Origin of the sequence: Chryseobacterium sp. 1B4, assembly GCF_036631475.1 — a bacterium.
GTDB lineage: Bacteria > Bacteroidota > Bacteroidia > Flavobacteriales > Weeksellaceae > Chryseobacterium.
Window position 1 is genome coordinate 1,107,671 of the sequence record NZ_JAPNUF010000007.1, and the last position, 26,992, is coordinate 1,134,662.

Annotated in this window: 22 protein-coding genes and 4 pseudogenes; 10 read left to right on the forward strand and 16 right to left on the reverse strand. The window is 38.9% G+C overall.

The genetic code is table 11. The features are described from left to right. Nucleotides 1-9: 9 nt before the first annotated feature. From OWR28_RS15090 to OWR28_RS15120, 6 genes and pseudogenes are all read right to left on the reverse strand, one after another. Nucleotides 10-1,842 carry a DUF6531 domain-containing protein gene (locus OWR28_RS15090; RefSeq protein ID WP_332387301.1) on the reverse strand — a complete coding sequence of 611 codons (1,833 nt, stop codon included), beginning with the start codon at nt 1,840-1,842 and terminating at the stop codon, nt 10-12. Nucleotides 1,843-1,860: 18 nt separating this feature from the next. Further along, on the reverse strand, nt 1,861-2,232 hold the full coding sequence (locus OWR28_RS15095) for a hypothetical protein (protein ID WP_332387302.1): 372 nt from the start codon (nt 2,230-2,232) through the stop codon (nt 1,861-1,863). 32 nt (nt 2,233-2,264) lie between these two features. Next, nucleotides 2,265-3,119 (reverse strand): hypothetical protein, encoded by an 855-nt coding sequence (locus OWR28_RS15100; protein ID WP_332387303.1) that lies wholly within the window; start codon nt 3,117-3,119, stop codon nt 2,265-2,267. A gap of 5 nt (nt 3,120-3,124) precedes the next feature. Next, nucleotides 3,125-5,286: pseudogene (locus tag OWR28_RS15105) on the reverse strand (type VI secretion system Vgr family protein). Nucleotides 5,287-5,951: 665 nt separating this feature from the next. Then, the gene (locus OWR28_RS15110) at nt 5,952-7,718 is read right to left on the reverse strand and encodes a S41 family peptidase (protein ID WP_332387304.1); all 1,767 of its coding nucleotides are present in this window, start codon (nt 7,716-7,718) and stop codon (nt 5,952-5,954) included. A gap of 62 nt (nt 7,719-7,780) precedes the next feature. Continuing rightward, nucleotides 7,781-8,283 (reverse strand): annotated as a pseudogene (locus tag OWR28_RS15120) (DinB family protein). 165 nt (nt 8,284-8,448) lie between these two features. Here OWR28_RS15120 and OWR28_RS15125 point away from each other — a divergent pair. The 3 genes from OWR28_RS15125 to OWR28_RS15135 all read left to right on the forward strand — a co-directional run bounded on the left by OWR28_RS15125 (nt 8,449) and on the right by OWR28_RS15135 (nt 10,411). After that, a complete protein-coding gene (locus tag OWR28_RS15125) occupies nt 8,449-9,585 on the forward strand; it encodes a tetratricopeptide repeat protein (protein ID WP_332387306.1) in 1,137 nt (378 codons plus the stop codon). A gap of 81 nt (nt 9,586-9,666) precedes the next feature. Beyond that, nucleotides 9,667-10,002: a nuclear transport factor 2 family protein gene (locus OWR28_RS15130; RefSeq protein ID WP_332387307.1), complete on the forward strand. Its 336-nt coding sequence runs from the start codon at nt 9,667-9,669 to the stop codon at nt 10,000-10,002. Nucleotides 10,003-10,066: 64 nt separating this feature from the next. Then, nucleotides 10,067-10,411: a YciI family protein gene (locus tag OWR28_RS15135; protein ID WP_332387308.1), complete on the forward strand. Its 345-nt coding sequence runs from the start codon at nt 10,067-10,069 to the stop codon at nt 10,409-10,411. A gap of 74 nt (nt 10,412-10,485) precedes the next feature. Here OWR28_RS15135 and OWR28_RS15140 read toward each other — a convergent pair whose 3' ends face one another. From OWR28_RS15140 to OWR28_RS15155, 5 genes are all read right to left on the reverse strand, one after another. Further along, nucleotides 10,486-11,085, reverse strand: a complete 600-nt coding sequence (locus OWR28_RS15140) for a DUF6624 domain-containing protein (protein WP_332387309.1) — start codon at nt 11,083-11,085, stop codon at nt 10,486-10,488. 49 nt (nt 11,086-11,134) lie between these two features. Further along, nucleotides 11,135-11,494, reverse strand: a complete 360-nt coding sequence (locus tag OWR28_RS15145; RefSeq protein WP_494168460.1) for an AAA family ATPase — start codon at nt 11,492-11,494, stop codon at nt 11,135-11,137. Further along, nucleotides 11,494-11,685, reverse strand: coding sequence for an AAA family ATPase (locus OWR28_RS27060; RefSeq protein WP_494168461.1), 192 nt, complete (start codon nt 11,683-11,685; stop codon nt 11,494-11,496). Before OWR28_RS27060 ends, OWR28_RS15145 begins: the two co-directional genes overlap by 1 nt. Nucleotides 11,686-11,736: 51 nt before the next feature. Continuing rightward, nucleotides 11,737-12,732, reverse strand: a complete 996-nt coding sequence (locus OWR28_RS15150) for an MsnO8 family LLM class oxidoreductase (protein WP_332387310.1) — start codon at nt 12,730-12,732, stop codon at nt 11,737-11,739. Between the two features lie 119 nt (nt 12,733-12,851). Further along, the gene (locus OWR28_RS15155) at nt 12,852-13,238 is read right to left on the reverse strand and encodes a helix-turn-helix domain-containing protein (RefSeq protein WP_332387311.1); all 387 of its coding nucleotides are present in this window, start codon (nt 13,236-13,238) and stop codon (nt 12,852-12,854) included. A gap of 22 nt (nt 13,239-13,260) precedes the next feature. Here OWR28_RS15155 and OWR28_RS15160 point away from each other — a divergent pair, with 22 nt between their 5' ends. Continuing rightward, nucleotides 13,261-14,397 (forward strand): MFS transporter, encoded by a 1,137-nt coding sequence (locus tag OWR28_RS15160; RefSeq protein ID WP_332387312.1) that lies wholly within the window; start codon nt 13,261-13,263, stop codon nt 14,395-14,397. Between the two features lie 66 nt (nt 14,398-14,463). On the opposite strand, the gene OWR28_RS15165 is transcribed toward OWR28_RS15160, so the two are convergent. After that, nucleotides 14,464-14,748 (reverse strand): hypothetical protein, encoded by a 285-nt coding sequence (locus tag OWR28_RS15165; RefSeq protein ID WP_332387313.1) that lies wholly within the window; start codon nt 14,746-14,748, stop codon nt 14,464-14,466. A 404-nt stretch (nt 14,749-15,152) separates the two neighbouring features. Between OWR28_RS15165 and OWR28_RS15170 the strand changes: the two are divergent. From OWR28_RS15170 to OWR28_RS15190, 5 genes and pseudogenes are all read left to right on the forward strand, one after another. Then, nucleotides 15,153-16,033, forward strand: a pseudogene (locus OWR28_RS15170) (cupin-like domain-containing protein). 126 nt (nt 16,034-16,159) lie between these two features. Then, complete coding sequence (locus OWR28_RS15175) at nt 16,160-16,780, forward strand: hypothetical protein (RefSeq protein ID WP_332387314.1); 621 nt, start codon at nt 16,160-16,162, stop codon at nt 16,778-16,780. 148 nt (nt 16,781-16,928) lie between these two features. Further along, nucleotides 16,929-17,465: a TetR/AcrR family transcriptional regulator gene (locus OWR28_RS15180; RefSeq protein ID WP_332387315.1), complete on the forward strand. Its 537-nt coding sequence runs from the start codon at nt 16,929-16,931 to the stop codon at nt 17,463-17,465. A gap of 208 nt (nt 17,466-17,673) precedes the next feature. Beyond that, nucleotides 17,674-20,482 (forward strand): annotated as a pseudogene (locus tag OWR28_RS15185) (TonB-dependent receptor). 7 nt (nt 20,483-20,489) lie between these two features. Further along, nucleotides 20,490-21,524 carry a phytase gene (locus tag OWR28_RS15190; RefSeq protein WP_332387316.1) on the forward strand — a complete coding sequence of 345 codons (1,035 nt, stop codon included), beginning with the start codon at nt 20,490-20,492 and terminating at the stop codon, nt 21,522-21,524. A 130-nt stretch (nt 21,525-21,654) separates the two neighbouring features. Here the strand turns inward: OWR28_RS15190 and OWR28_RS15195 are convergent, their stop codons facing one another. Continuing rightward, nucleotides 21,655-23,904 (reverse strand): excinuclease ABC subunit UvrA, encoded by a 2,250-nt coding sequence (locus tag OWR28_RS15195; protein WP_332387317.1) that lies wholly within the window; start codon nt 23,902-23,904, stop codon nt 21,655-21,657. Between the two features lie 48 nt (nt 23,905-23,952). Between OWR28_RS15195 and OWR28_RS15200 the strand changes: the two genes are divergently transcribed. Continuing rightward, entirely contained in the window at nt 23,953-24,378 is a 426-nt protein-coding gene (locus OWR28_RS15200; RefSeq protein WP_332387318.1) for a MarR family transcriptional regulator, read from the forward strand. A 10-nt stretch (nt 24,379-24,388) separates the two neighbouring features. Here OWR28_RS15200 and OWR28_RS15205 read toward each other — a convergent pair whose 3' ends face one another. From OWR28_RS15205 to OWR28_RS15215, 3 genes are all read right to left on the reverse strand, one after another. Next, entirely contained in the window at nt 24,389-24,874 is a 486-nt protein-coding gene (locus OWR28_RS15205; protein WP_332387319.1) for a sterol desaturase family protein, read from the reverse strand. 311 nt (nt 24,875-25,185) lie between these two features. Further along, nucleotides 25,186-25,455, reverse strand: a complete 270-nt coding sequence (locus OWR28_RS15210) for a hypothetical protein (RefSeq protein ID WP_002980109.1) — start codon at nt 25,453-25,455, stop codon at nt 25,186-25,188. A 194-nt stretch (nt 25,456-25,649) separates the two neighbouring features. Then, nucleotides 25,650-26,987 (reverse strand): S41 family peptidase, encoded by a 1,338-nt coding sequence (locus tag OWR28_RS15215; RefSeq protein WP_332387320.1) that lies wholly within the window; start codon nt 26,985-26,987, stop codon nt 25,650-25,652. Nucleotides 26,988-26,992 lie beyond the last annotated feature (5 nt).

The window sequence follows — 26,992 nt, forward strand, 5'->3', positions numbered from 1 at the left end:
TGGTATGGATTACCCTTCCCTTTTGTCATATTCCCACTGATAGCTCATTCCGTTACGGTTGGTTCTTCTTACCACATGGTTTTCTCCATCATAATGAAACACAATGGCCTTTTTATGAATATCCCAGACACGGGTAAGATTACCCCGCTCATCATAATCATAACGAACCTGCAGATCTCTCTGCTTTTTATAACAATAGTAAACTTCTGTTACTTTTTTATACTCAGGATGAATAATGGTTTCTATACTACAGCCACTCTTAACATCTTTTATACTTTTAAGGACAATATTCCGGTCTTCATATTCATATTCCCTGATTGTTCCGTCACCATATTCAATACGGATTACTTTATATATAGTTCCTTCCGAAATATGATGGAAACGTTGATACGTATAGATATCAGTTCCTTTACGGATTACCCAGATGCTGCTGCTTGGTCTGTACTGCCATATCTTCTGATCTCTGAAATACGTCATTTCCTCACCTATTTCAGGAGCAGGAATCAGCATTGCTATATTTTCGTCCGGATGCATCCATCCGGCAAACTTATTATCTTCCTCAGGTAGAATAAACAGATCATGATTATTGAAAACCCCGTTTCCAAGCGGGCCAAAATCATAAGGCCGGTCGCTGTGCCAGATATTTTTCCAGATTAAAGGTGTACTGCCCTGAATTACAAAATCATCCCATTCGAAAACCATAGCACCGGTTGCAAAATTCACAGGTTCAAATCCCCAATGACACAATTTCTTGGATAAAGCATTGGCAAATTTGAATTTATTGAACGGAGCTTTTTTAAGAACACTGTGATTAAGCTTTTTTAAACCGTTGGCTCCCAGTTTTCCTATTTTCTTGGTCAAACTTCTCATTAAAAACATTCCCGCAAGACGCATCAGCATTTCTCCCGGAGTATAAACATGGGGTACAAAGGCTCCTCCCACCAATACCGGCCCGCCCGTATTGATCTGGATATACATACTTGAAAAATTATTGTAGAAAGCAAAATAAGCCAGAGGGTTTTTCTTTGGTTTATCAGGCATTGCAGGCAGCATGGTCATTCCGAAAGGGAATCCCATACAGGTAAGCACCTGCTGAGGCTGATTGCCGCTCATTTTACTTCCCTGTGCCAAAACAGTCTGCGAGCCGTAATAGACCTCTCCTTCGTGTGGAGCTTCCTGAGGAAAAGGAATAATATAAACAGGAATCAAAGAAGTGATATGTCTGAAAGGGATTACAACCCCCATAACACTGGTGGTTGTAGTTGCTTTATGTCTTCCGTGAACATATATTGACCCTCCCATCGGAATGCTTTCCGGAAGAGACGGCATCAGGTTTCTTGCAAATTGCGGAATCGGAATCGTAATGGTAATGTAATCCATAATATCAAAAACAATCCCGATAAACGGATGTGGCAACGGTAATGGAATCAGCATAAATGAAGGCGGCGGCGGAATGAGCGTCCAATGAATATCAATCGCCAGTACAATATCAAAATGCTTACTCGTATGCTGAATGGCTGTGGAAGGCATTGCAGGAGTATTAACCTTTATCAGCTTCACTTTGCTTTCCGGAGCCGCTTTTTCTGCAGTCACAGCACTGCCCCCACCTCCGCCTCCACTGCTTTTCGCCGGCTGGCCAGAGTCCCCGCCCGCTATGGATTTAGCCATGGAAACAGGATTCAGTGAATCGAAATTATTCTTCATTCCGTTTTTCCATCCCTGTGTGGTTTTATCCCAGCTTACCGAGGTAACATCTGCATTTACCTTCCAGGAGCGGTCCGGATTCATATCCGGTTTTGCTACCTTGATGGGTTTTACTGTTTTTTTATTCAGATCTGCCATGATTCTTTTAATTTGAGATTAGCCCGCTTTCGGTTTTTCCACGCTCACTTTCCAGTCATCACCAAAATAGCCCTTCATTTCGTTATCCAGTAGTGCTTTTTTATCCGTATCTCCATCATATTTAAGAATAAGCATAGAGGCCACAAACCTCAGACTGCTCTGTTCCCTTGCTGAAGAATCCATCACTTTTGCTATATCCAGGCATTTTTCAAAATACCTGATCATTTTATCTTTTGTCAGAACCGTATCATTCAACGTTCCGATGATTCTGTAACACTCAATAGCCATTGCATATTCTCCTATTTTCTGAGCCGTTTCTGCAGCTTTTTCAAATGCTTTCTGTGCCCTGGATTTTTTGGAATTCCCTAATAAATGGCTTCCATAGTTCATATACATCTGAACTTCCAGCGGAGTATCCGGCTCTACTTCTTCAAATATGGTTTGGTAGGTGTCTTCTGCTTTATCCTTTTTTTATCTGCCGTATAAGCCTGGGTAAGCATAAAATAGGCAGAAATTTCTCCCTGTTTATTCTTTTGTTCTTGGGCAAGCTTCACCGCCTTTTTCAGTGCATATTCCGCTTCTCTGAACCTTTCTTTACTTAAATGATTACTCGCTGTGAGGATCTGCTGCTGAAAATCCGTATCCGGACTGTTCTTTTTACGATTGGTATGGGCAGCCGTATTCTGCATTAGCTGATGAATATCTACTTCTACCCGGAAACTATGCGCTGAGGAGATGTTTGACAAGGTCCTGTAATGGTGATGCTCTGCCCAGACCAGTTTAATATCTTTATTTCCCGACTTTTCGCAGATCCTGCACCATTCTTTTACCCACAAAGAAAGCTCTTCGGTATCGCTGATCCTTAGCGGAGCTATATAAATGTAGATGCAGGAATCCTTAATATTGGCGAAATTTTTCTTTAATTCCAGTAAAGGATAAAAGGCTTTGTATGCATCTGTTTTAAAAGTTTCGTCAGGTTGTCTGAGTTCCCATTCCGGAATATTTTCTTCACTTTTCTTCAGCATTTCATAGAATTCCGTCCATTCATCCAACAAGGTTTGTCCGAAAGAATTCATCCCGTTAAATTCCTGGTAATGGAGCAAAAAAACATCATCTCCCTCTTCATCCTCAGAAAGCTTCGACTTGATAAAACCATCAAAAAGATCGGTTTCATGTTTTTCTCCCAAACAGATCAGCATGGGTTTTTCTCCGTTCTTTGAAACAACTTTCCGCCATTGCCTTTTTAATTTGATCAACTCCAAATCTACCGGATTCATCTGCCTTAATTCAGTTTTACAGTTCCACTTACAATATTTGTCTCGCTTCCGCCACCAATATTTATTTTTCCCCCGCTGCTGAGATTGGCTTCGGTATCTCCTCTCATGGAAAGTGTTTTGGTTCCGATATCCAGCGTATCGGATTTGATACCGATTCCTGAAGTAGGATCACCGTCCTCAGGGCCTACCCCTACACCGATACTTGATGTTCCGCCTACTCCGATATTAATTCCCTGAACAAATATTTCTTTTCCTTTGATCTGGATATTTCCATCTTTATCCATATAAATGGAACTGCTTCCACAATTCAGCGTAATGGAAATTTTGCTGTCTATGGTGATGTTTCCAGCCCCATCCAGAAAAACGGAGTTCTGATCTTTATCTCTCACTGTAATTCCTCCCCCGTCATCCAGGCTCATCGTATGCCCGCTTTTACTGCTTAGGCTTTTAATATTATTACCGGCACCACCGCCTCCGCCAACGCCTCCATGGAACATTCCTCCCATCACAAACGGACGGTCAGGATGCTGATGGGCAAAGTTGACCACCACCTGATCTCCCTCTTCCGGAATAGCCATGAACCCACGGTTTTTACTTACTTTTTCACTTCCGCCGCCATCAGGAGTCATCACTCTGATATATTCTGTTGTGGTAGAGCCGTTCTGCCAGTCAAACTGTACTTTCACCCGTCCCTGATTTAAAGGGTCTGCATTGGAAATTACTTTGGCAAACTGAGCATCCGCTTTTGGGGTATGGAATTCTGGACGGGGAATAAATCCTGTATCTGATGCGATGGCCTCAAAGGTTCCTGTATAATATCCTCTTGCGTCTACATCATGATACATTTCTGTAATCATCAGTTTGGTAAAGTAGGTTGTTTCACTGCTTTCAGCTTTTCTCATTTCGATATCAGCAATACAGCCGGGATATAGAAACGGCACTGTTGTAACTCCTGAAATAACAAACACTTCGGCAGCTTTGCTTCCTGCAGTTCCTTTCTGGGAATTTTCAACATCCATGAAAGACACTGCTTTTATGGGGGCAACTCTCAGTGATGGGGTTGTAAAGGTTTTCTCTGAAATTTCATACGCCCTTTTCGCAATATCTGAAGTATGATTGATCTTTGAGCTTCCGGCGGTTAATTTTTCATTTTTACTGCTGTTGTAGCCATAAAATGACGGATTCACGTGCTGCGCTTTCATTTTTATTTTAACATCGCTCACGCTGCTTCCGTATGTAAGTTTTACAGGTTTTTCCTGAGGGGAAGTTTCCCGAAATGCAGTACTTCACCATCATAATAAAACTGTTCCCCATAAGCTTCTGCAATTCTTGCGAGATAGTTATAGTGGGTTTCTTCATATTGTGAACTGTAGGAAACATTCCCATGGGACGCATCTACCCTGAAATCAAAGGTATTTTGTCCCAGACCTTCTTTGATTACCTGATCTGCAATACTGTTCAGACTGATTTCCTGAGATCCCCCAAAACTTTGAATGTGGGGAGCTGCATCTAAAAGAACGGTTGGGCTGGAACCTGTAAGAACTATATTTCCCAGACTTCCTTTTTCCTGGCTGAAACCTACTTCAGTAATTACTCCTACAAAATTTCTTTCCGGGCCGTCTTCAACGTCTTTATACCTGAAGATCACTGTAATTCTTTTCCCCAGGAAGTTCTGGGCTTCCTCAAGATTATGGTTTTCTGAGCTTCCTAAGGTATCGTGAGCCAGCATCAGATCAAATTCATGATGTCTTACAGCACTTTGTTTTAATTTAAAATGCTTGAAATGTTTGATTACTTTTCCGTCAATTACAATTTCAAGCTTTACCACCCGATTGATCCCGGCGACCTGGTTTCCGGGAATCGTATTGGCATTATAAATTCCTGAAGTGGGCTGTTTAGACCACACTTTATCTTCTACCAGAGTGGGAGGATTAGGTTGTTTTACCTGGTTCATAAACATTTGAGAGCCGTTTTGAACCATTCCTGTATAGGCCTGGGCCTGAGCCATTTTTTCCGTTGCCTTCTTAATGGTTCCATTCGATTTTTCCTGTACTTCCTTAGCAGTTCTGCTGACCGCCTGATCTGTCAACGTTTCTTTAATATTGTTTACAGCTGGAATTTTATCTTTAGAAACAGGCGTTTTGGGTGAATGATCGTCCTGAAACATAGTTGTAATATTTTGATTGATTGGATGTCAGATTTTTTTAAGCTAAAATTGATCTGAACAATAAGATCAGATAAACTTTATTACCCGATTCCGCCTATGGGCCGGAGCCGGATATTGAGGTCAAAACAGGCATTAGAAAAACGGTAAAAAGGAAAAGCAAAATACGAAGTCCTGTTTACCCCCTGTTAATGGCAGAATTTCTCCTGATTTAATGTTGTAATATGCGGGTTTTAATCATTATTAATTTTTTGTATTGGATTGGTGGTATTACAAAGATAAAGCGGTAATCGTTATTCAGGAAATTTTCTACATATAATCTGTAATTTTGTAGTAGTTCTACGACTTTTCATCAATAATTCCAAAACAGATGATTAAAAAAAGAAACAAATCCCTCAGTGTCAAATAAATATTTAACAATTTTTAATAAATAAAAACGGGCAATTTATCACTTAAAATAGAAATAAGTTAAAAATACCATGTAATAAAAAACCAGCTGCAAATAATAAATCAACAGCTGGTTTTTATTGAAACGAGTTTACATTTATAAAAAAAGTATATTTATTAAAACCATTAAGAACGGTTAAGAAACGAAGCACAGTTAAGATGAATTATTACAACTTAATACAGCCTTAATGTTTTAAAAATAAAAGTTGCAACCAATTCATTTAAGGTTTTCTAAGCTCTGCCACTTTTTTGAGATAAACATCGCTCTGATCCAGAAATTCCTGATCGGTCTGATGTATGGTAATATGAGGCATAACTCCCTGCCCTCTTTTCTGATCCGGAAGATTCTGAGCATCCTGAATCACATGAACAATTGAGAATCCGGTCTGGATTCCCGTGTTGGGAAGTTCATACACCAGCGGAAAGTGGCCGTTATGTTCATAGTAGCCTCCTACAGTTTCTTTTCCAATGACAACGGCATTGGTATAAGATTTAATCAGAGAAGCCAAATGGGAAGCAGCAGAAGCAACCCTTTGGTCTACCAACAGATAAAGCTGCCCTTTAAAGGTTCTGTCATTAGGCATTATGGAAGGATTTTTGTCATCTGCCCAATAGTATTTGCCCTGAACATTTTTAGGATAAAGCTGTTTCAGATAGGCATTCAGCCCCTGCTTATCCTGAACTCCATTGGAAAGGAAAAGAGGGGTTATCACCAGTTTTTCTTCCAACGGAACTTCGTTGAATTTGGTATAGGCATAATGACTGTCGCGGAAAGGCCTTTGTGTAAGATAAGAGAACACTTTTTCATACAGAGCTCCTGTACCTCCAGTATTTCCCCTGAGATCAATAATCAGGTTCTGTATGTTTTCACGTTCCAGAGTATCCATCATCTGATCAAGGAAAACGCTGAATTTTTTATAAGCAGGATCTTCTTTTCCGGTAGCAAAATCAAATCCTCTCAGAGACAGCCTGTAAATCCCCCCGCCTTCTTTGCTGAAACTATATTTTTCAGACAGCAGCTTTTTATCAAAAGCAAGTGAATATCTTGATTCCTGAAGCTTTTTAAAGTTTTCCAATGGGATCCCCGGCAGGGAAATCTCCTTTGCGGCTCCATTCCATTGATACCGGATCACATAATTTTTATGGTTTCCGAATTCTATATAAAATTTATCCAGCATACCTCTTTCAAAACCTGTGGTTTCCTTATAAGGCATAGAATATCCATCAGAAAAATAATACTGAGAAAGGCGGCTGATCATCTCTTTTGAAGGAATTCCGTTGATGGAAAGGACTTCAGCACCAAGAGGTATTGCTGCATCTTTTGAATCCTGAAGCAGGCGGCCGTCAATATTTTTCAGGGTAATGGGCAGATATTCAGATTTCTGTGTGAGATAGTATGAGGCATGATTGGGTAAGTCTGTATAATTATGACAGCTTCCTTCAAATCCGGTAAGTCTGGCAATTATTTTATAAAAATCGAAAATATTTTTACAGTTTCCTGCTTCTGTTTCTGCCTGCTGGTAGATGCTGTCTATCTGTTTTTTACTTCTGTACACATACAATCCGGAATTTGCCTGTTCCCTGATAGAACGGAATGCCCTTAGGTCTTCCACAAACTGACCAGGTGTAAACTGACCATTCAGAACAGGGACACTTTTGGACTCGATAACAGAAACTTTTGCTGTTTTGCTTTTTTCAAGATAAGATTTGGCCCAGATCTTCACTTCATATTTTTTCCCTTTTTCAGGGGTAAAATAGAAACGCTCAACACTTTTTATTCCTCTGGAATCATCCTGTTCCTTTAATTTTTTTCCATCCATAAACAATGCAACTCCCAGATTGGCATCAGCGGATTGTACCGAGATCCATGATGGCCGGTGAGATTGTGGTGAATATTTCAGGGTATCTCCCGGCTTAAGCTCCGAATGGGTCTGTGCATATGCACTGTTTAAAAACAGTAAAAGGGGAATGATAAAAGGTTTGGTCATTATTATTTTTTGAATGGGCTAATATACAAATTAACCTTAACCGTTTGAGCATTCTTTTAATACTATAATTTTATACTCATTTCCTGTACTTCTTCTGCAGAAAACCCATAAATCTGTGGTGTTTTTATATCCAGAAGATTCAGATAGATGTATAATTCTGCCCTGTGGTGGATTTCATGCTCTATCATGGCACGAAGCCATTTCCATACTGAAATTTCACTATTAGCCGGTGTCAGACATTTCCGTGTAAGATCCTCGTCTGAAAGGCCGGTAATAATTTCCAGGGTCTGCCTGTGCATTTCATTGAAAAATTTAACTGTATTTCCATAGCCGTCGGCAAGCTCTTTTCCACATCCCGGATAGGCACTTTTTTTCCGGCGATGGTTTCTCCATACATATAGCGTTCAATGGCTGCAATATGCCTTATCTGATCTCCGATGGTAAATTTCCCGGGTTTATAGGTAAAATCAATATGCTCCGGAGGAACAATTTCTATAATACGATTGGTTCTTTCTCTTATTTTTCCGTAATAATCTATGAATGACTGTATTGTTTTTATTTCCATATCCTTTGTTTTATCAGGTCCTTTTTCTATAAAGTGAATATAAGAAATCCAAAGATAAGATCTTGATTTTTACCATAATCATTTATAAGATTAAAAAATCCCTAATAAGTGAGTCCAAAATTTGGAAGCTTACCAAATAACCAATATTTTAGTTAAAAAATAACCATGATGAGAATAGGAATCTGTTTGTGTATTATTCTGTTAGGTTTTAACAGTATCACCGCTCAATCCGCAAAAATTGATACTGAAAAACTGCTTGAATATTATGAAACACAACGCTATGCCGATGCCGCCCGATATCTTCAGAGCATATATCCCGGAGAAACACAGGATATAAAAGCCCTTTCGCAAATTGCTTATTGTAATATGATGGCCGGTAAACTGCCGGAAGCAGAGAAAAACTATCTGAAAATTAACACTCTTCAACCGAACAGCCTGCCTACTTTATTCAGTTTAGCCGGTATTAATTCCAGACGGGGAAATGTTGCTAATGCCAAAGCTTATCTTCAGCAGATTATTCAGCTTGACAGCCTTAACTTCAGCGCTTACAAGCAGCTTGCAGCTTATGCCGACCAACCTGAGTCAAGACTCGATTATCTCAAAAAAGCCAATACTATCAATCCTGCTGATCCTGATGTAGCTTATGATCTTTCTTTAACGTACAGCGGCCTGAAACAATACCAGCCCGCTTACAATGTATTGAAAACAGCCATCGTTGCCGATACTGAAAATTTCACCTTACAGCAGGCTTTATTACCGGTTGCGAACCAGCTAACCAAATATCCGGAAGTGATTGAGACCGGCGAAAAACTGCTGAAAAATCATGCTGACACCAACGTAATGAATGACATGGGACAGGCCTATTTTTATGTAAAGGATTATCAGAAATGCATTATGATGTACAAGACACTTGAAGATATGGGGGTCCAAAATGAAGGCACGTTCTATTATATGGCCTTAAGCTATCGTGAGCTGAAAGATTATCATAAAGCTGAAATCTATGCACAAAAAACTATTGATGAAGCTGTTTCAAAGCACACCACTCTTTATTATGCCGCGCTGGCTGGTATTTATGAAGCCAAAAACCAGTATAACGAGGCGGTAACCGCTTATAAAAGAGGATTGACATTCGGTACCAGCAATATTATTTATTACCGTTTGGGACTTCTCTATGACCTCAATCTGAAGCAGCCTAAAAATGCAGCCATGTATTATCAGTTATACCTTAAAAACAAGCCTGATCAGGAAAAGGAAAAAGAGCAGATTGCTTATGCCCAGGGAAGAATCCCTCTTTTAAAATAGTAATACTATTTTGTGATTATAGTCACAAGTGTAAACTTTATTAATCCGTTAATTTTGTATTCAACGATAAAAACAACATTTATGGACAATACAACTCAAAACGCAGCAGAACAGTTTATCCGGTATTTAAATGAAGAAAATTTTGACAAAGCGGAAAGCTGCCTTGATCCTGATTTTAAATTTATAGGAGTACTGGGAAAAAGAGACGGAGCTTCAGTCTATATCAAAGATATGAAGCAGATGAAGTTCAAGTATGAAATTCTTAAGACTTTTACGTCCGGAGAAGATGTATGCTTCTGGTATAATATCAACATGGGAGAAAAAACAATAGAATCTTCAGGATGGTATCATATAAAGGATGGAAAGATTCACACTTTAAAGGTTCTGTTTGATCCGAGACCTTTACTGGACAAATAAAAATATATTGAAAGTTTTGTCCCCATTCATATCCCCCGGTCGTCATAAAAAAAGAATATAATTTATGAAAGAATTTGCACTGATCTTCAGACTGAAAGATATTTCTGATTTCAAACCTTCTCCGGAACAGATCCGGGAGCGTATGGCGTGGCTGGGAAGCATTGCAGCACAAAACAAACTGGTGGATAAAGGGAATACTTTATTACCTGCTTCCGGCACCGCTAAAACTGTAAAGCCTGACAATCTTGTAACAGACGGCCCTTATACCGAGATCAAGGAGTTCATCAGCGGATATATTATTGTACGGGCAGAATCTATAGATGAAGCAGTGGAAATGGCGAAAGGAAATCCTATCTTTAAAATCGGCGGGAATATTGAAGTCCGTGAAGTTTTGAAAGCGGATGAGTAAGCAGGAAGCAGGAAGATGGGAGATGGAAGTTATGGCAGTTTAAGTAGAAATTTCTTTCTTCAGGCAGCGATGTATCATGTTTTAAAAATTAATTTACAAAGTAGAAAATGTTTTAAATCCATCCTACTTTTTTCTCCATACTGTATATTGAACGTCTTTGCCATCAATTTCCGGAATGTCTTCAGATTCCGGAATTTTATTGATATCTGTTCCGCCAGCGGCGGCAGGTTTACTGTCTCACGCTCTTTATTTACATTTTCCTTATTTTCTACGGGATAAATTGTTCCGTCGGCGGTTAACTGTGTTCCATATCTTTGGGGTTTACTCTGAAAAACCTGAATCCGGTCATGTAAATAAGCTTTATGTACGGGATTAATATCACTGCCATTTTCTTCCATCATCGCATAGCAGGCTTTCATAAATTCAGGTTCGCCGATAGCATGCTGAATAATCAGCCAGGCAGCATCATTTGCTTTCTCTCCTACTTTTGAGATGGTTGGATATCCAATTTCAGCCATGATTTCCCGCAGCCGTTCCGCATTAGCTTTATGAATTTTTTCCATTTCAGGATGATAACCTCCGGATAGCTCGCCGGCCAGCAGCAGCTTTTCTCTTACAGACAGGTCTTTGTCAGCCATTTCAATCAGTTCTTTTTCAAAAGGGAGATGATTCATATTATAAATGTTTATTGATGATTGATAAATGATAAGTGAGGAATATACTCTATATAATTTTATCAAGAATAAAGCTTACCCTGCTTTCTACTGAAACTTTCGGAACGTCTATGATCGTAAAACCATATTCCTGATAAATTTCTTTCATACACTCAAAGGTTGCCACTGCCTGTTCAAAGGTTTGTTTTCTCTCAGGATCATTTTCATAAATCTCTTTCCATGGCGGAAGAATAAAAACATTGTTGTGATAAACCATTGCTCTGGCTTTAGATTCCATGATTCCCGGAATGGGAATATTTTCAAGTCTCATATAGCCAAGCGTATCCAGTATGCCGCGGTCAAAGAAAACAGGTTTTGTATAGCCCATTTCACTTATTTCCAGGTAGGTTTTTAGAGATTCCTCAAACATCAGTTCTGCAAAACGTTCTTTATTGAGCCAGGAAGTCCTTCACCACCGGAATCAATCTGCTGCCTGATAATTTTCCTTCCTTCTTCCGGCACTGTAATCGCTTCATGGCGGCTTAATTCTTCCAGCAATGTTGTTTTGCCGGCTCCGGGACCTCCGGTAATAATATATCGTGTTGCAATATCCTGCTTCATGGATTTGAATTATATCTGATTAGCCCCAGGCTTCCATAGATTCTGTGGGTATTAATAATTATTTTTAATAATGTTTTTATAAGTGCTGATACGGTCTTCCTCACGGAACATATTACATAATATCAGGAGATTATCCGTATTGTATTTTTCTGAAACTTTCTGTAATCTCTGACCAACAGACTGAGGTGTTTCTGTAATAATCCTGTCTAAAACAGTAAAGAACTCTTCTTCATCTTTAGTTCCCAGAACCTTTTCTTCAACAGCTTCCGGGGAAAGAACAGCATCCGGACTTACCAGTTGACGGGATTGTAAAAACTGATAAGCCATTCCATAGGCATTCCGTCTGGCCTCTTCAATGGTAGCAGCCACTGATACAGCCACTGCAACCTGTAAAGAAGGCTTTGGAAAATATTTCGTTACATCAAATTCTCTGAGATAGGCATCTGTATTTTCCATTCCCTTCTCATTGTTCATAAAAGCAGCAAATGAATATCCGATCCCGTGCTTTGCGGCTTCCCTGGCAGAAGTTATTCCAGAGCCCAGCCACATGATTTCGGGGATATGCAGCACATGGGTTGGCTGCGCAATAAGCCCGTTGTATACACTTTCTTCGTCTCTGATAAACTGAATGATTTCTTCCAGCTTTGTCTCCATATCGGATAAGACCACCGGTTTATGATTATTCAAAGCCATTACGGCATCTTTTAACCCTCCCGGCGCCTTTCCCAGCCCTAAAATAAAGCGTTCCGGATATAGGGTTGACAGCATTTTGGTCCATTCTGCAATTTTATAGGCAGAATAATTCCGCATCATGATGCCGGCTGTCCCCACTTTGATCCGGCTTGTTTTACTGAGGACAATTGCCGCTAAAAGTTCTGGACTGGAGCTGCCATAAGCTTCTACTCCATGATGTTCAGAATACATAATACTATGAAATCCTGTTTCTTCAGCCAATACGGCAAGATTAAGACTGTTAGTCAATGCCAATGCTGCATTTCCTCCCATGACGGCAGGTGACTGGTCTAATATCCCTAGCTTCAGCTTCATCGTATTGAATCAATTTTATGGTGAAGTTATGAAAGCTTTGTTTAACAGAAAAATATAATCCTATCATTCTTTAGGTGGGAAGACAATTCCTTCATCCTTAATCAGGTCGTAACCAAATTTCATGATAGTTTCAATAACCGGAATGGCTTTTTTCCTTTCTCTGTAAGGCTGTATTCCACTTTCGGAGGAATTACCGGAAATACTTCCCTGTGGATCATCTCTTTAGCTTCCAGCTCACGCAGCTGGCTGGTCAGCATTTTATCTGTAATATGGGGAATATCCTTTTTAAGCTCGCTAAAACGGAGAGGTTTCTCCTGTAATCTCCACAAAACCGGCATTTTCCAGGTTCCGCCGATATGACTTAATGCAAATTCAATGGGAGTATAATATAATCTTTTATCATGGAAAAATTCAGGCATAACAAATGTTTTTACATTAACACTTTCTAAAAAGTAAGTATAGAACCAAAAGGTAAGTATATAGTTTTCTGATAGTCTATTCTGCAAATTTGCAAAAAAAATAATGAATATGAACAGAAATCTTTATCTGCTGGCATTTGGTGTTTTCGGAATTACCACTACAGAATTCGGAGTGATTGGAGTATTGCCTGAACTCTCTTCTGCATTCCGGGTCTCCATTGAAAAAGCGGGATGGCTGCTGAGTGCATTTGCATTGATTGTTGCTGTTTTCGGGCCATTCATGCTTCTTATCCTCTCTTCTTTCAAAAGAAAAAGCTTATTGATTCTTTCTTTATCAGTTTTTGTCGCAGCCAATATCCTGTCTGCCTTTATTCCTGATTTTTATCTTCTTCTTATCGTAAGAATGATTCCTGCGTTTTTCCATCCGGTGTACTGGTCTATTGCTTTATCTGTGGCCGGACAAACCTCAGATGCTGCAGAGAAATCCAGGGCCGTCAGTATTATTTTTTCCGGGCTTACGCTGGCAACTGTCTTGGGAGTACCCTTGGCTACTTTTATGTCTGATCTTCTCTCCTGGCAATCTTCCTTTTTACTCACTGCTTTCATTAATGGTGCTGCTCTGGCAGGAGTATGGCTGTATTTGCCATCCATTCAGAATACAGGAGCATCTTCAGGTAAATTCCAAATTAAAACATTTCGGGATAAGCATATATGGGGCGGGTTTCTTCTGGCATTCTTCATGATTACAGCAATGTATTCAACCTACGGTTATATGGCAGATTTTTTAAAGAATGTCACCCATATGAACGGAAAACAAATCAGTATGATGCTTTTTCTGTTTGGTACTGCAGGTATTGCAGGAAACAGAATTGCAGGAAAATATATGAGCAGGTTTCCGTTTCAGACTACTTTGGCGTTCCTGATTTTACTATCCGGAATCCACCTTCTGATTGCATATTACGGGAGCTGTTTTACCCCTATGATTTTGATTACAGGCTTTTGGGGGCTCATACATTCCGGAGGTTTTCTGATCAGTAATATCAATGTAACCTCGTCTACATCAGAGGACTCTGAGTTCATCAACAGTATTTTTACTTCGTGCGGGAATTTTGCTGTTACTGCAGGGAGTCTTTTGGGGGGATTCTGTATTGCCCGTTATGGTATAGAAAACGTAGTATGGCTAAGCATCACAGTTCTTATTCTTGCTATGGTTGTGCTGCTTGTCAAAAAAAGAAACAGATATTGAACTTTATTAAAAAGTAAAGCCTTCCATTACAACCAGGTTACTTTAAGTTTTTTCAGGAACAAGACCTTACTTCTGATTCTTATATTTGCGACTGTCTTTAATAATCGTAATTATTACAAAGTAAATCAAAAGCGCAAGCATATGAAGCCCTGGTACAACAAGCAGCAAAAACCACCATACAAGTCCTGCACCTCCACCACTGTCAAATAGTAAATGATAATATAATACTGCATTGTATATGAAGAGCAATATTATATTGAAAGTACCGAATTTCCAACTGTGTCTAAAGGTTACAATAATAAGTAAGAAACAAACTATTGAAGCTGCATATAAAAGCTGATTATCATTCATTGTTGGTTAAACTATTTATCATTTATTTTAAACTGTTCTGTTCTAAGCAGATAGCAGCCTCTAGAGAAACTTTTTGTCCGTTAACACAAATTCATAGGTTTCAAATCTGCTGATTGTTGTAAGAAAGCACTTGCAGATACAAGAAAAAATAATAGTTGAAGCGTTTCATGGCTGGTTTTTAATGATAACAATTATACATAGAATTATCCTATTTTACAAATAACATTTGCCTTGTGAAGTGTCTATTGTGTAAAGGCATGCTAGCTAAAAAACATCAGAATAACTCCAAAAAAAGAAACCTGAATATGTATTTTTAAATTTTATTTATATCAATTCCAAATAATTTGAATACTTTCCATTTATTGTCACAAATATTTAATACTTTAGCTCAATAATTTTAACGAATGGGAATAATCCTTAAACCAATTGATATTGTAGATGACATTTCACAAGAAGAATTCCGTGAAAAATATCTAAAGCCATGTAAGCCGGTAGTAATCAGAAACATGGCAAGAAAGTGGCCTGCCTATCAAAAATGGACGATGGACTATATGAAGGAGGTGGTTGGTGATGTTATCGTTCCCCTTTATGACAGCTCAAAAGCAGATCCTGCAGCACCTATTAATACTCCAACGACAAAAATGCCTTTCAGTGAGTATGTTGACCTTATTCAAAGAGAGCCTACCGACCTGAGAATCTTTTTCTTTGATCCTATAAAATTTGCGCCAAAATTACTGGATGATTATGTTCCGCCAAAAATCTTATGGGTGGATTTTTAGATAAATATCCAAGTATGTTCTTCGGAGGTAAAGGCTCTGTGACTTTCCTTCATTATGATATTGATATGCCGCATATTTTCCATACCCATTTCAATGGAAGAAAGCATGTCCTTCTTTTTGAATACAAATGGAAAACCCGCCTTTATAAGCTTCCTTATGCTACCTATGCCCTGGAAGATTATGATATTGCCAATCCTGATTTTGAAAAATTCCCAGCATTGGACGGGATTGAAGGAATTGAGTGTTTTCTGGAGCATGGAGATACTCTATTTATGCCTACCGGCTGGTGGCACTGGATGAAATATCTGGACGGTTCTTTCTCTATTTCCCTGCGTGCCTGGGATAAAAGCTGGGCGGTAAAAGCACATTCTCTCTGGAATCTTGCCATTCAGCGTAATTTTGATAATTTCATGAAAGGCCGGTATAAAAAAAGGTATATGGACTGGAAAGAAAGGAAAGCTGTAGAAAAAGCCAATATTGCTTTGAAAAAAGGACTTCCAAAATAACAGAAAATCTTTTAATATATAGCGGATGGATGATTGAACAGAATCATCCATTCTTTTTTATTCACCTTCAGGATATGATTCAAAAATTAATTAAATTGCATAGTACGTTTCCTAATACCCATGTATATGTTTGAAAAGTTGATAGATAGTTTTGAAAAGCTATGCCTGCAGATTATAATTGAAATACTGCTGGTTCCGGTAACCATTTTCAAATTGTTTCAGGACCCACGCCGCTGCTATGATCTTTCTGCACACGAGATGGAAAAAGAAGAAACCGAGCGTTTTCACGACTACCTCTCTCCTATCAAACTTTCTGTTTATACTTCTGTAATAGTCTCCGTACTTTTGATGGATTACAGCGGAGAGCACAATATCATTTCCAAGATTAAGGGACTGAGCATGGTAGAAAAGGCACTCTTTATATTTTTGATGAATAATATTACTGCTGTCATATTCAGTGTTGCTTTATTATGGTACAAACAAGAAAAAGTAAATACGGTAACCTTCCGGACATTGCTGTTTTCTTTCATTTATACAACCGTCTACACTACTACTCCCTTTTTTATATTAATCAGTTCGGCTATGTTTCTGGGGCAGACATTAAATGTGGAAGCTTATCTGGACCGTCTTGGCAAAGTGAGTGAATACGGGACGAGAGATTATCTGTTTTTTCTGGTCTTTCTGGTTTTATTATCATTGGAATTATCGGGGTCTTCAAGTTGTTCAAAGCACTCCATTACATTCTGAAGAATAATTTCAGCTATCATCCTTATGTCGTATGGTTTTTCACAGTGCTGTTCTTTGCTATTCAGCTTTATTATGCAAGAGGATTTATTTAAAAACCAACACGTACCAGTCTGTTCATATTTGTTTACATTTGTAAAAATCTTATATCATGCCTAAACCTCGAGAAAGAATAGTAAGCACTGCAATGGTGCTCTTCCATAGACAAGGCTATAACAGCACGGGTATTAACCAGATTATTGACGAAGCCGATGTGTCAAAGGCAAGCTTTTACCAGCATTTTAAATCTAAAGATGATCTTTGCATAGAGTTCCTTAATAAAAGGTATGACTATTGGGTTTCTGAGCTTGAAAAATTCACATCGGAAGCAAAAACACTGCAGGAAAAGTTTCAGAAATCATTTGATTTCCTGATGTACATGAATGAAAAAGAAGATTTCAGGGGATGCAGTTTTCTGAATATCCTGTCGGAAATTCCTGCCGATAAGGAAGAAATTCATAAGGTGATCCGCAATCATAAAGTTAAGCTGAGAGAATCCTTCAATGAAGCTATTCAGAATGAGATGATATCAGCCCATATCTATCTTCTTTTTGAAAGCTCAATACTGGCCAGCCAGCTTTACAGATCGAATGAACTGATAGAGAAATCTAAAATGATTGTGCAGGAAATACTTAGTTCATCACGTTAAGCAAAATTTAAATTTTGGCTAAAGCCGGTGATTGGTTTGTACTTTTAAGGCGGGCTAAAGCCCACCTCTATTGAATTTTAATAAACATCTTTTATCTTTTATAAATTTCCTGTATTAACAATTCTTAAAAAAAACTTAATTTTCTCTTCAACTCGTTTCCCAAACAGTCGTTTAATTTTGTTTCTGATTTTATCTAAAGAAGGAAAAAGTGAAAAAAATTTTTACAACTGTTTTATTCTGTGCCTCTGTTTTTTTCTATGCACAGACCGGTTCTCTTTCCGGAAACATTAATGACGATTCGAAAATAGCCCTGCCGGGAGCCAAAATCTCCTTAAGCCCCGGAAATATCTATACGACTTCTGATGAGCATGGAAATTTTGTTTTCCTGAATGTGCCTCCCGGAACCTACACCATGAAGATCGATTATCTGGGATATGGAACTCATGAATATCATGTAACGGTAGAGCCTGAAAAAAACACCCGTCAGAATATTATTTTCGACAAGAAAGAGACATCCATTGCGGCTATTGTAGTTTCGGGAGCTACATTAAAAAATCAGGCAAGAGCTTTAAACAAGCAAAAAAATAATGCCAATATCACCAACGTAATTTCTTCAGATCAGATCGGCCGTTTTCCTGATGCCAACATCGGAGATGCCCTGAAGCGGGTTCCGGGTGTCACCATACAAAATGATCAGGGTGAAGCCAGAAACCTTATCATCCGGGGGCTTGCTCCGAATCTTAACTCCGTTACCCTGAATGGTGACAGAATTCCTTCTGCTGAAGGAGATAACCGGAATGTTCAGATGGACCTGATTCCTTCTGACATGATCTCTACAATAGAGGTTAACAAAACCCTGACTCCGGATATGGATGCCGATGCCATCGGTGGTTCCGTTAACCTGATCACAAGGGCTTCTCTAACGGACAGAGAATTTCTGCCACGCTCGCCGGAGGATACAATCCGATCCGTGAAAAAGGAAATTATACAGCCGGATTTGTTTATGGAAACAGATTTCTGAATAAAAAACTAGGCGCAGTTTTCAGTTTCTCCTATAACAACAACAATTTCGGTTCAGATAACATTGAACCTGTATGGAGCCAGGCCAATGATATTGCCCAGACTGTTTATGTGAGCAAAATGGGAGTACGTTATTATAATGAACACCGTATCAGACATAGCTTTGATCTTAATATGGATTATGAATTCAATTCTAAAAACAAGATCTATGCTTCCGCCATGTACAACTTCAGAAATGATAAAGAAACCCGATATGCCTTAGGATATAAAATAAAACCGGTATACAACAGTGATGAAACTGAAATCACAGACTGGAAAGGAAGTATTACAAGACAGAATAAAGGGGGGATGCCGATAATGACAACACCCGCCTGGAAAAACAGAAAGTTCAGAACTATGCTTTAAGAGGGGAACATTTATTAGGTTCTAAAGTGGATCTCGACTGGTCCGTAAACTATGCCATTGCAAGCGAAGACAAGCCTCACCAGCGTTATATAGAGTTTGAAAACAGCAAAATGAATTTTTCTCCGGACCTCAGCAATCCTGAAAAACCTGTGATCAATCTTCTGGCGGCAGATAATCCGGGAAGCTATAAACTGAGTGATCTTTCCGATGCCAACAGCTTTACACAGGAAAAGGAACTGGGAGCAAGAGTGAATGTGCGTTTCCCGTTTTCAGTAATTGATGGTCAGAAAGGACGCCTTCGTACCGGTTTCCGCATGCGTTTGAAGAAAAAGGAAAGAGAAAATGATTTCTATGCTTTTACGCCTGTCAACAGTATGGGAAGCCTTTTATCCGTTCCGACAATAAATCTGGACGGTCAGAACTTCCAGCCGGGAAATTATGTTCCGGGAACATTCGTTGATCCTTCTTTCCTTGGAAATCTGGATTTATTCAATCCGGGATTGTTCAATGGTAAGCTGAAACCTGAAAAATATTTATCCAGCAACTACAATGCTAAAGAGCAGATTTATGCAGGTTATATCCGCTGGGACCAGGATTTTAATGACAAACTGTCCATGATTGTTGGAGCCCGTGTAGAGACAACACAGATTGATTACACCGGAAACTATGTCATGAATGAAAAGGATCTGGTAGGACAGATTAATAATACCAATACTTATACGAATGTCCTTCCGAATATTTCCTTCAAATATGTGCCGGTTCAGGATCTTGTGCTTCGTGCAGCCTTTACGACAGCACTTGCCCGCCCGAACTACTATTCGCTCGTTCCTTATCTGAATGTTATTTCAGAAGATGAAATCGTTGCAGCCGGAAACCCGAATCTAAAAGCAACCTATGCTTACAATTTTGATTTCATGGCGGAAAAATACTTTAAATCTGTCGGGATTCTTTCCGGAGGCGTATTCTACAAAAATCTGAACGACTTTATTTATACGTACTCAAAAAGAAATTATACGGCCAATGATTTTGCGAATGATTTTGCGGGACAAACCAATCCGATTCCGGCAGGAGAAAGCAACTGGAAGTTTACCCAGCAGCGTAACGGTGACAATGTAGATATTTATGGTTTTGAGGTCGCTTTACAAAGACAGCTCGACTTTATTCCCGGAGCTTTCTGGAAAGGACTTGGAGTATATGTCAACTATACTTATACCAAATCCAAAGCAAAAGGTATTACCAACGAAGAAGGTATTGAAAGAACAGATGTAGGATTTCCGGGAGCTGCCCCTCATATGTTCAACGGATCTTTATCCTGGGAAAATAAACGTTTTTCAGCCAGAATCTCCATGAATTATGCTTCTCATTATATTGATGAGCTCGGTGGCAAGGCATTTGATGACCGTTATTATGACAAACAGTTTTTCCTTGATGCCAATGCTTCCTACAGGATTACAAGCCAGCTCAGAGTTTTTGCAGAAGCCAATAATCTGACGAACCAGCCGTTAAGATATTATCAGGGAATCCCAGACAGAACCGCTCAGGCTGAATATTACAGACCAAGGTTTACGATGGGGGTAAAATTTGATTTTTAAAACAAACATGAAAAACATACATTATATACTGGCTCTTTCAGTTCTTCCTTTTGTGATCAACTGCACCGGTCAGCAACAATTAACAGAAAAATTAAAACCAACTGTTATTACAGAAACAGTTGTTCATGATACCGATGATCCTGCGATATGGATCAATCCTCAGGACACTTCAAAAAGCATTATCATCGGAACAGATAAAGATACGGATGGAGGCTTGTATGCCTTTGATCTTAACGGGAAAATCATCAATAAAGTTTTAGGATTAAAACGTCCCAACAATGTTGATCTTGAATATGGTTTTATTTTAAACGGGAAGAAAACCGATATTGCAGCAGTCACTGAAAGGGAAACCAATACAATAAAATTATATTCGCTTCCCGAACTGAAAGAAGTGGGTGAAATCTCTGTATTTGACGGAGAAACGGAACGTGGTCCGATGGGAATTTCAATGTATAAGAAACCACAGACAGAAGAAATATTTGTCATTGTGGGAAGAAAATCAGGCCCGGCTGACGGGTACTTATGGCAATATAAGCTTTCTGAAAAAAACGGTTCTATTACCGGAGAAGTTGTACGCAAGTTTGGAAAATACAGCGGTCTGAAAGAGATTGAAAGCATTGCTGTAGATGACGAAATGGGTTATATCTATTATTCTGATGAGCAGTTCGGGGTTCACAAATATTATGCTGATCCGGAAAAAGGAAATGAAGAGCTATCCGTTTTCGGAAAAGGAGATTTTACATCTGATGTGGAAGGAATTTCGATCTATCCTACTTCTCAGGGAAAAGGATATATTCTGGTTTCAAATCAGCAGAATGATACTTTCAATGTCTATTTAAGGGAAGATCAGTCCAGAGGAAGAATTGCAGAAATTCCGGTTTCTACCTTAGAAAGTGATGGTTCTGAAGTGACCAATGTTAACTTAGGTCCGAAATTCCCGAAAGGAGTTTTTGTGGCGATGAGTAATGGCAGAGTATTTCATTATTATGACTGGAGAATGGTTGAAAAAGCTATTAAAACCGCTGTAAAAGCTGCAAAATAAAAATAATCTTTAACCATTAAGGTGATAAGGTTTTAAGAATATTAAGTTGAACTGTACTGTCATTGCGAACCACAGGTGAAGCAATCTCGTGAGTTCAGCTCAACTTAATACTCTTCATTTTTCATTCCTTTCACTGAATATGCTTCTTCAAAAACTCTGCGGTAAATGATATTTTATTTTTTAACAAATCCAGCGGAGTTCCTTCAAATAATACCTTACCGCCAAATTTCCCTGCACCGGGTCCCATATCAATTATCCAGTCTGCCTGTGAAATAATATCAAGATTGTGTTCGATGACAATCAAGGTATTGTTCTGATCTACAAGGCTGGTAAAAAACGTAAGCAGTTTTTGGATATCACTTGGATGCAGTCCTGTGCTCGGTTCATCAAGAATAATGATCTGATTGGTATTTTTCAGTTCTCTTGTCAGTTTCAGGCGCTGTCTTTCACCTCCGGAAAAGCTGTCCAGCCTTTGTCCTAATGTTAGATAATCAAGTCCAAGCTGTATCATCAGATCAAAATTTCTGAGAACAAATTCATCCTTAAAAAAATCAGCGGCTTCAGAAACCGTCAGGTTCATCACTTCAGCAATTGTTTTTCCGTGGTATGTAAACTTCAGTACGTCGGGATCAAATCCTGAACCACCACAAACCTCGCATGGCTGTTCAATATCATCCATAAAAGCAAGGTCAATTTTTTCTATTCCTAATCCTTTACAGTTTTTACAGGCTCCTTCACTATTTCTGCTGAACAGCTTGTCTGAAACCTGATTAGATTGTGCAAAAAGCTTACGAACAGTATCCGATATTCCAAGATAAGTAAGCAAATTGGAACGGGCACTTGCAGTGAACAAAGACTGATCAATAATGGTCACATCCGGATAAAGCTCAGGTAAAATACGATTAATAAGGGTACTTTTGCCGGAACCAGCCACTCCTGTTACAACTGTCATTATTCCGGTTGGGATATTTACAGTCACATTTTTAAGATTATATCTGTTGGCATTTTTAATTTCAAGATAGCCATCAGGCTTTCTGAATCTTTGTTTTACAGAGGGTTTCTTTGCGAAATAGGAACCTGTTTTGCCAGCCGAATTCTTTAAGTTTTTAAATGTTCCGTCATATACCACCTCTCCCCCATTTCTTCCTGAACCGGGACCAATATCAATAACCCGATCCGCCATTTTAATCAGGTCAGGATCATGCTCTACAATTAAAACAGAATTTCCTTTGTCCCGAATCTGCTGCATGATGGTGATGATATTCTGCAGATCTTTCGGATGGAGTCCGATACTGGGTTCATCAAAAATATATAACAGGTCTACCAGGCTGTTTCCCAGACTCCGAACCATTTTTATACGCTGAGACTCTCCTCCGGAAAGGGTATTGGTGCTTCGGTCCAAAGTCAGATACTGCAGCCCGATCGTAATGATATTCTGCAGTTTTGCTGAAAGCTCTTTAATAATGACTTCATATGTCCCTGCATCCAGAGAAGTAATAAACTCCAGCAGCTCGTCTACGGAAAGTGCCATACAGTCTGCGATATTCATTCCCTTAATTTTACAGGATAATATTTTTTCATTCAGCCGTTTTCCGTTGCATGAAGGGCATGTTTTCGTTATGACAATATTCTTCAGAGCGTCTTTTCTAGTTATGTTTTCTTTAGAATCCTTTTTCAGAAACGCTTTTTCAATTCTTGGGACAATACCTTCGTATTTTACTGTTTTTCCCCATTCTTTATGAGGATGTTTAGGTTTGTGTTCCGGTGCGTACAACAAGGTTTCCCATTCTTTACCGGTAAAATCTTTCAGCTTTTTATCATTATCGAAATAGCCTGATAAAGTATATCTTGTTAAACGCCATCCGCCTGGCTGAAAAGTCGGAAACCTTACGGCTCCTTCGTGCAGAGATTTTTCACGATCCATTAAGGCATTCACATTCAACGTCTGAACAAATCCCAATCCTTCACACTCCGGGCACATTCCCTGAGGATGATTAAATGAAAAAACATTTGAATATCCCACAAACGGCTCTCCCATTCTGGAAAATAAAAGCCTTAAAGAAGCAGATACATCTGCTGCTGTTCCTACCGTAGATCTGGCATTTCCTCCCAACCGTTTCTGATTGATAATGATAGGAACATTCAGATTTTCAATTTTATCTACATCCGGAAGGCCATAATGCTGTAAACGGTTTCTGATAAAGCTGTTCTGGGTTTCATTGATCTGCCTTTGTGCCTCAGCTCCTATGGTTTCAAAAACCAAAGATGATTTTCCTGATCCGGATACTCCCGTAAAAACTACAATCTTGTATTTTGGGACTTTTATGGAAATATTTTTGAGATTATTTTGCCGGGCATTCGTAATTTCTATATTTTCCATGATAAAAATACTTAACTTTGTTAATATTTAACTAAGTTAAGCATATTTATGATGAAACCCATTGAAAAAGAATTTTTTAACACATTTACCGATTTCCAGTGCCTTATTCTGGCACATATGAACCGGGGTGATATTAACGGGGTAACCGCAGCCCATTATAATATTATTGAATTTATTTTAAGAAAAGGAACCGCTACGGGAAGAGAAATATCGACAGCGTTTAATATCAGCCAGGCAGCCATTTCAAAACAGCTGAAATTTCTGATCAGTCATGATTTTATTATCAGAAAACAGGAGGAAAAAGATCACAGGAAATTTAATCTTTCGGTGACCGATAAAGGAAAATTTATCATAGAAAATTCTGAGACATTCCGTAAGAATATTACACGGCAGACGGCTTCTATACTCACTTCTAAAGAACTGGAAAATTTTAATTATCTGCTGGGTAAAGTTTTGAATGATATAAAATTGTAAAACTCAATTCTTACTTATATGTACCAAATACTCTGTCCCAGATAGAAGTATAGAATCCGAAATTTTTACTTTCATCCAAATGATGCTGATTGTGAAATCTTGTTGTTCCCACAAAAAAGCGGTCGAAGGAAGCCGGAAAAAATTCCCTGTTCAGGTGCCCTATGGTTCCCCAGATCAGATTAAGCAAAAGATAAATGGAAATGGAAACTACAGAAAAATCATATCCTATGAGTAAGGCCAGCATCATGAGTCCGAATCCTATCGTTTCAAAAGGATGAAGAACAAAGAGACTCAAAAAATTCGTACTGACATGCTCATGATGTTTTCCGTGCAGCATTTTATACAGAAAAGGTAAATGCGCGGCAAAATGGAAAAAATACATCAGAAGATCCATTAAGAGGAGCAAAGCAGCAACCTCCGTTGTTATTATCATGAAGGATTGTGTCTGTCCAAGCACTATCCATCCGTTTTTCCATAAAAAAGCTCCGAGTAACATAACGAAACTGTTACACAATATCGTAAGCAGGCTGAGAAAAAAATCGGATCTTTTGACAGGATGATTTTTTTCCTGCAACAGACTTTTACGGCAGGTTTTTTCAATAAAAATATATAAACCTATGGAAAACAGGTAGAGAAAGACGTTGACAATCAGGCTGAATATAATCCATTCCGGCCAGGAAAACTGCCAGAACATATTTAAATAACCTGAAAGTTCAGCTTGATTAAAATTCATAAATCCTTCATCCTTCAACTTGATGTCATAAAGGTATGAATTTCACAGTAAAGCAGCCAAAGTCTACATTAGCGCTATTTCTGTCTTGCCTTTCTTCTGAGTTCCCGAAGCCTTGAGGTGAGCTTTTTTCTTAAATCGTTATGGTATGCGCGGTAATTTTTGATGCTGTTTTCCAGATTCTTTTTATTAAGCAGATACTCTTCATAAAGATGGCTCAGTTCTGAAATCTGAGTAATCACTTCTGAGGGCTGGCTTTCAGGATCTTCCGCAGCTTCTATCAGCAGACGGTAATATTCAATACGGCTGGTCAGGTTCATGTGAAGTTTCGGTTCTATTCCCTGCATGGTTTTATGATTTTATGGTGTTTCTGAATAGATTGAAGCAAACAGGCTAAAAGGCTAAATTGCAAAACGGCAAAGAGACTTTTATAGATTTTACTTTAATTATTCTATATCTTATTTTGTATTTGTCATTATTAAAATTCCGCAATCAGCTCTTTTGTCTTTCGCTATTTTGCTTTTTCGCTTTTCGATATAAACTACTTCCCCGCTACGATAGGCGGCACATCACTCTGAAATAAAATCCTGGTATTTCCATTCTTTTCGTGATCTGCTGATTTGAAATATCCACCGTTCAGAGCAGATGAGATAAGGGTTTCATCAGGATCTCCAAGAGGTAACAGCGGAAGTCCTGCATATTCATTAACGATTATCTGTGGTGAAATTCCATTGCTGTATTCTCCGGAGCCCTTGGCATTAAATACTTTATAAATTACCGGGTGAATCTGCCAGGAAATTTTTCTCGGTTTACGTTTGTCTTCCACCACAAATCCTGCCATATCTTTCCCCAGTGTGGTATTTCCAATCTGAATGACCTGCATATACGGCTTCAGATTATTGATGACAATTTCAGCAGCAGACGCTGTACTGTTAGAAGTAAGGATGAAAACTTTCTGTAAACCTAACGCATTGGTCCGTAGCGTTGTAAAATTTAAAGCTTTGGGATCATAGGCAATTTGCTCTGCGAATGTCCTTTTTACTTCACCTCCGTTTTTATTTCCTTTAAAAATAATGAATGGTGAAGCGGATGAAAGACCGGCGGGAATCAGTGAACAAAGTGCAGCCGCAGCAGATACTGAACCTCCATAATTGTAGCGGAGATCAAGGATCAGCTCCTGTACGCCGGCAGCTTTAAATTCTGCAAATTTTTGATTCAGCGCCTGGGTCATCCCGTCCGGAAAATCATAGATATACAGATACCCCACTTTTTTATTGTTTTTATCAAAAATCTTAGATAAAATAGGCTGTTCAAAAGAGAAGCCGTAATAAACGGTAATATTTTTTTCATTGATGACTGTTCCATTCTGCCATTTTCCGACCGTAAGATCCACAACAGTCTGATCTTTAATGGATGCAGCCATAGCTTCAGCATTTGCGGCCGTCATTACTTTCCCGTTGACTTTGGTAATGATCATACCCCGTTCCAGCCCAGCATTGAAAGCCGGAGAATTTTGAAGGACCAGCTTAACCACAGTAATCACTTCACTATTGGCCAGCTGAACGACGGTATAATCAAAACCGTACATATTCCTTATGGACCGTGGATAGGTAGAAGAATCTTCAGTATTCACTATAAATGAAAACCGGTCCTGGGGAGACAGCAGGCTTTTAAAAAAATCTTTGGCAGGAAGTCTGTAATCCGGTTTTGCAGGCATCTGATCTGCCCAGTAATAGTATCGTTTCATACTGTCCTGAACCCAGAGATTCACAGATTCTGTACTTCCTTCCGGGAAAACAGGTATGCTTTCATCATTATTTGAACATGAAATGAGGAATGCTGCCATCGCAAAGCATAGAATTTTTAAAAAATTTTTCATACGTA

Excerpts from the sequence above, each read along its gene's own strand:
- OWR28_RS15090 (WP_332387301.1), bottom strand. The coding sequence starts at position 1,842 with ATGGCAGATCTGAATAAAAAAACAGTAAAACCCATCAAGGTAGCAAAA.
- OWR28_RS15095 (WP_332387302.1), bottom strand. The coding sequence starts at position 2,232 with ATGAACTATGGAAGCCATTTATTAGGGAATTCCAAAAAATCCAGGGCA.
- OWR28_RS15100 (WP_332387303.1), bottom strand. The coding sequence starts at position 3,119 with ATGAATCCGGTAGATTTGGAGTTGATCAAATTAAAAAGGCAATGGCGG.
- OWR28_RS15110 (WP_332387304.1), bottom strand. The coding sequence starts at position 7,718 with ATGACCAAACCTTTTATCATTCCCCTTTTACTGTTTTTAAACAGTGCA.
- OWR28_RS15125 (WP_332387306.1), top strand. The coding sequence starts at position 8,449 with ATGATGAGAATAGGAATCTGTTTGTGTATTATTCTGTTAGGTTTTAAC.
- OWR28_RS15130 (WP_332387307.1), top strand. The coding sequence starts at position 9,667 with ATGGACAATACAACTCAAAACGCAGCAGAACAGTTTATCCGGTATTTA.
- OWR28_RS15135 (WP_332387308.1), top strand. The coding sequence starts at position 10,067 with ATGAAAGAATTTGCACTGATCTTCAGACTGAAAGATATTTCTGATTTC.
- OWR28_RS15140 (WP_332387309.1), bottom strand. The coding sequence starts at position 11,085 with ATGAATCATCTCCCTTTTGAAAAAGAACTGATTGAAATGGCTGACAAA.
- OWR28_RS15145 (WP_494168460.1), bottom strand. The coding sequence starts at position 11,494 with ATGTTTGAGGAATCTCTAAAAACCTACCTGGAAATAAGTGAAATGGGC.
- OWR28_RS27060 (WP_494168461.1), bottom strand. The coding sequence starts at position 11,685 with ATGAAGCAGGATATTGCAACACGATATATTATTACCGGAGGTCCCGGA.
- OWR28_RS15150 (WP_332387310.1), bottom strand. The coding sequence starts at position 12,732 with ATGAAGCTGAAGCTAGGGATATTAGACCAGTCACCTGCCGTCATGGGA.
- OWR28_RS15160 (WP_332387312.1), top strand. The coding sequence starts at position 13,261 with ATGAACAGAAATCTTTATCTGCTGGCATTTGGTGTTTTCGGAATTACC.
- OWR28_RS15165 (WP_332387313.1), bottom strand. The coding sequence starts at position 14,748 with ATGAATGATAATCAGCTTTTATATGCAGCTTCAATAGTTTGTTTCTTA.
- OWR28_RS15175 (WP_332387314.1), top strand. The coding sequence starts at position 16,160 with ATGTTTGAAAAGTTGATAGATAGTTTTGAAAAGCTATGCCTGCAGATT.
- OWR28_RS15180 (WP_332387315.1), top strand. The coding sequence starts at position 16,929 with ATGCCTAAACCTCGAGAAAGAATAGTAAGCACTGCAATGGTGCTCTTC.
- OWR28_RS15190 (WP_332387316.1), top strand. The coding sequence starts at position 20,490 with ATGAAAAACATACATTATATACTGGCTCTTTCAGTTCTTCCTTTTGTG.
- OWR28_RS15195 (WP_332387317.1), bottom strand. The coding sequence starts at position 23,904 with ATGGAAAATATAGAAATTACGAATGCCCGGCAAAATAATCTCAAAAAT.
- OWR28_RS15200 (WP_332387318.1), top strand. The coding sequence starts at position 23,953 with ATGATGAAACCCATTGAAAAAGAATTTTTTAACACATTTACCGATTTC.
- OWR28_RS15205 (WP_332387319.1), bottom strand. The coding sequence starts at position 24,874 with ATGTTACTCGGAGCTTTTTTATGGAAAAACGGATGGATAGTGCTTGGA.
- OWR28_RS15210 (WP_002980109.1), bottom strand. The coding sequence starts at position 25,455 with ATGCAGGGAATAGAACCGAAACTTCACATGAACCTGACCAGCCGTATT.
- OWR28_RS15215 (WP_332387320.1), bottom strand. The coding sequence starts at position 26,987 with ATGAAAAATTTTTTAAAAATTCTATGCTTTGCGATGGCAGCATTCCTC.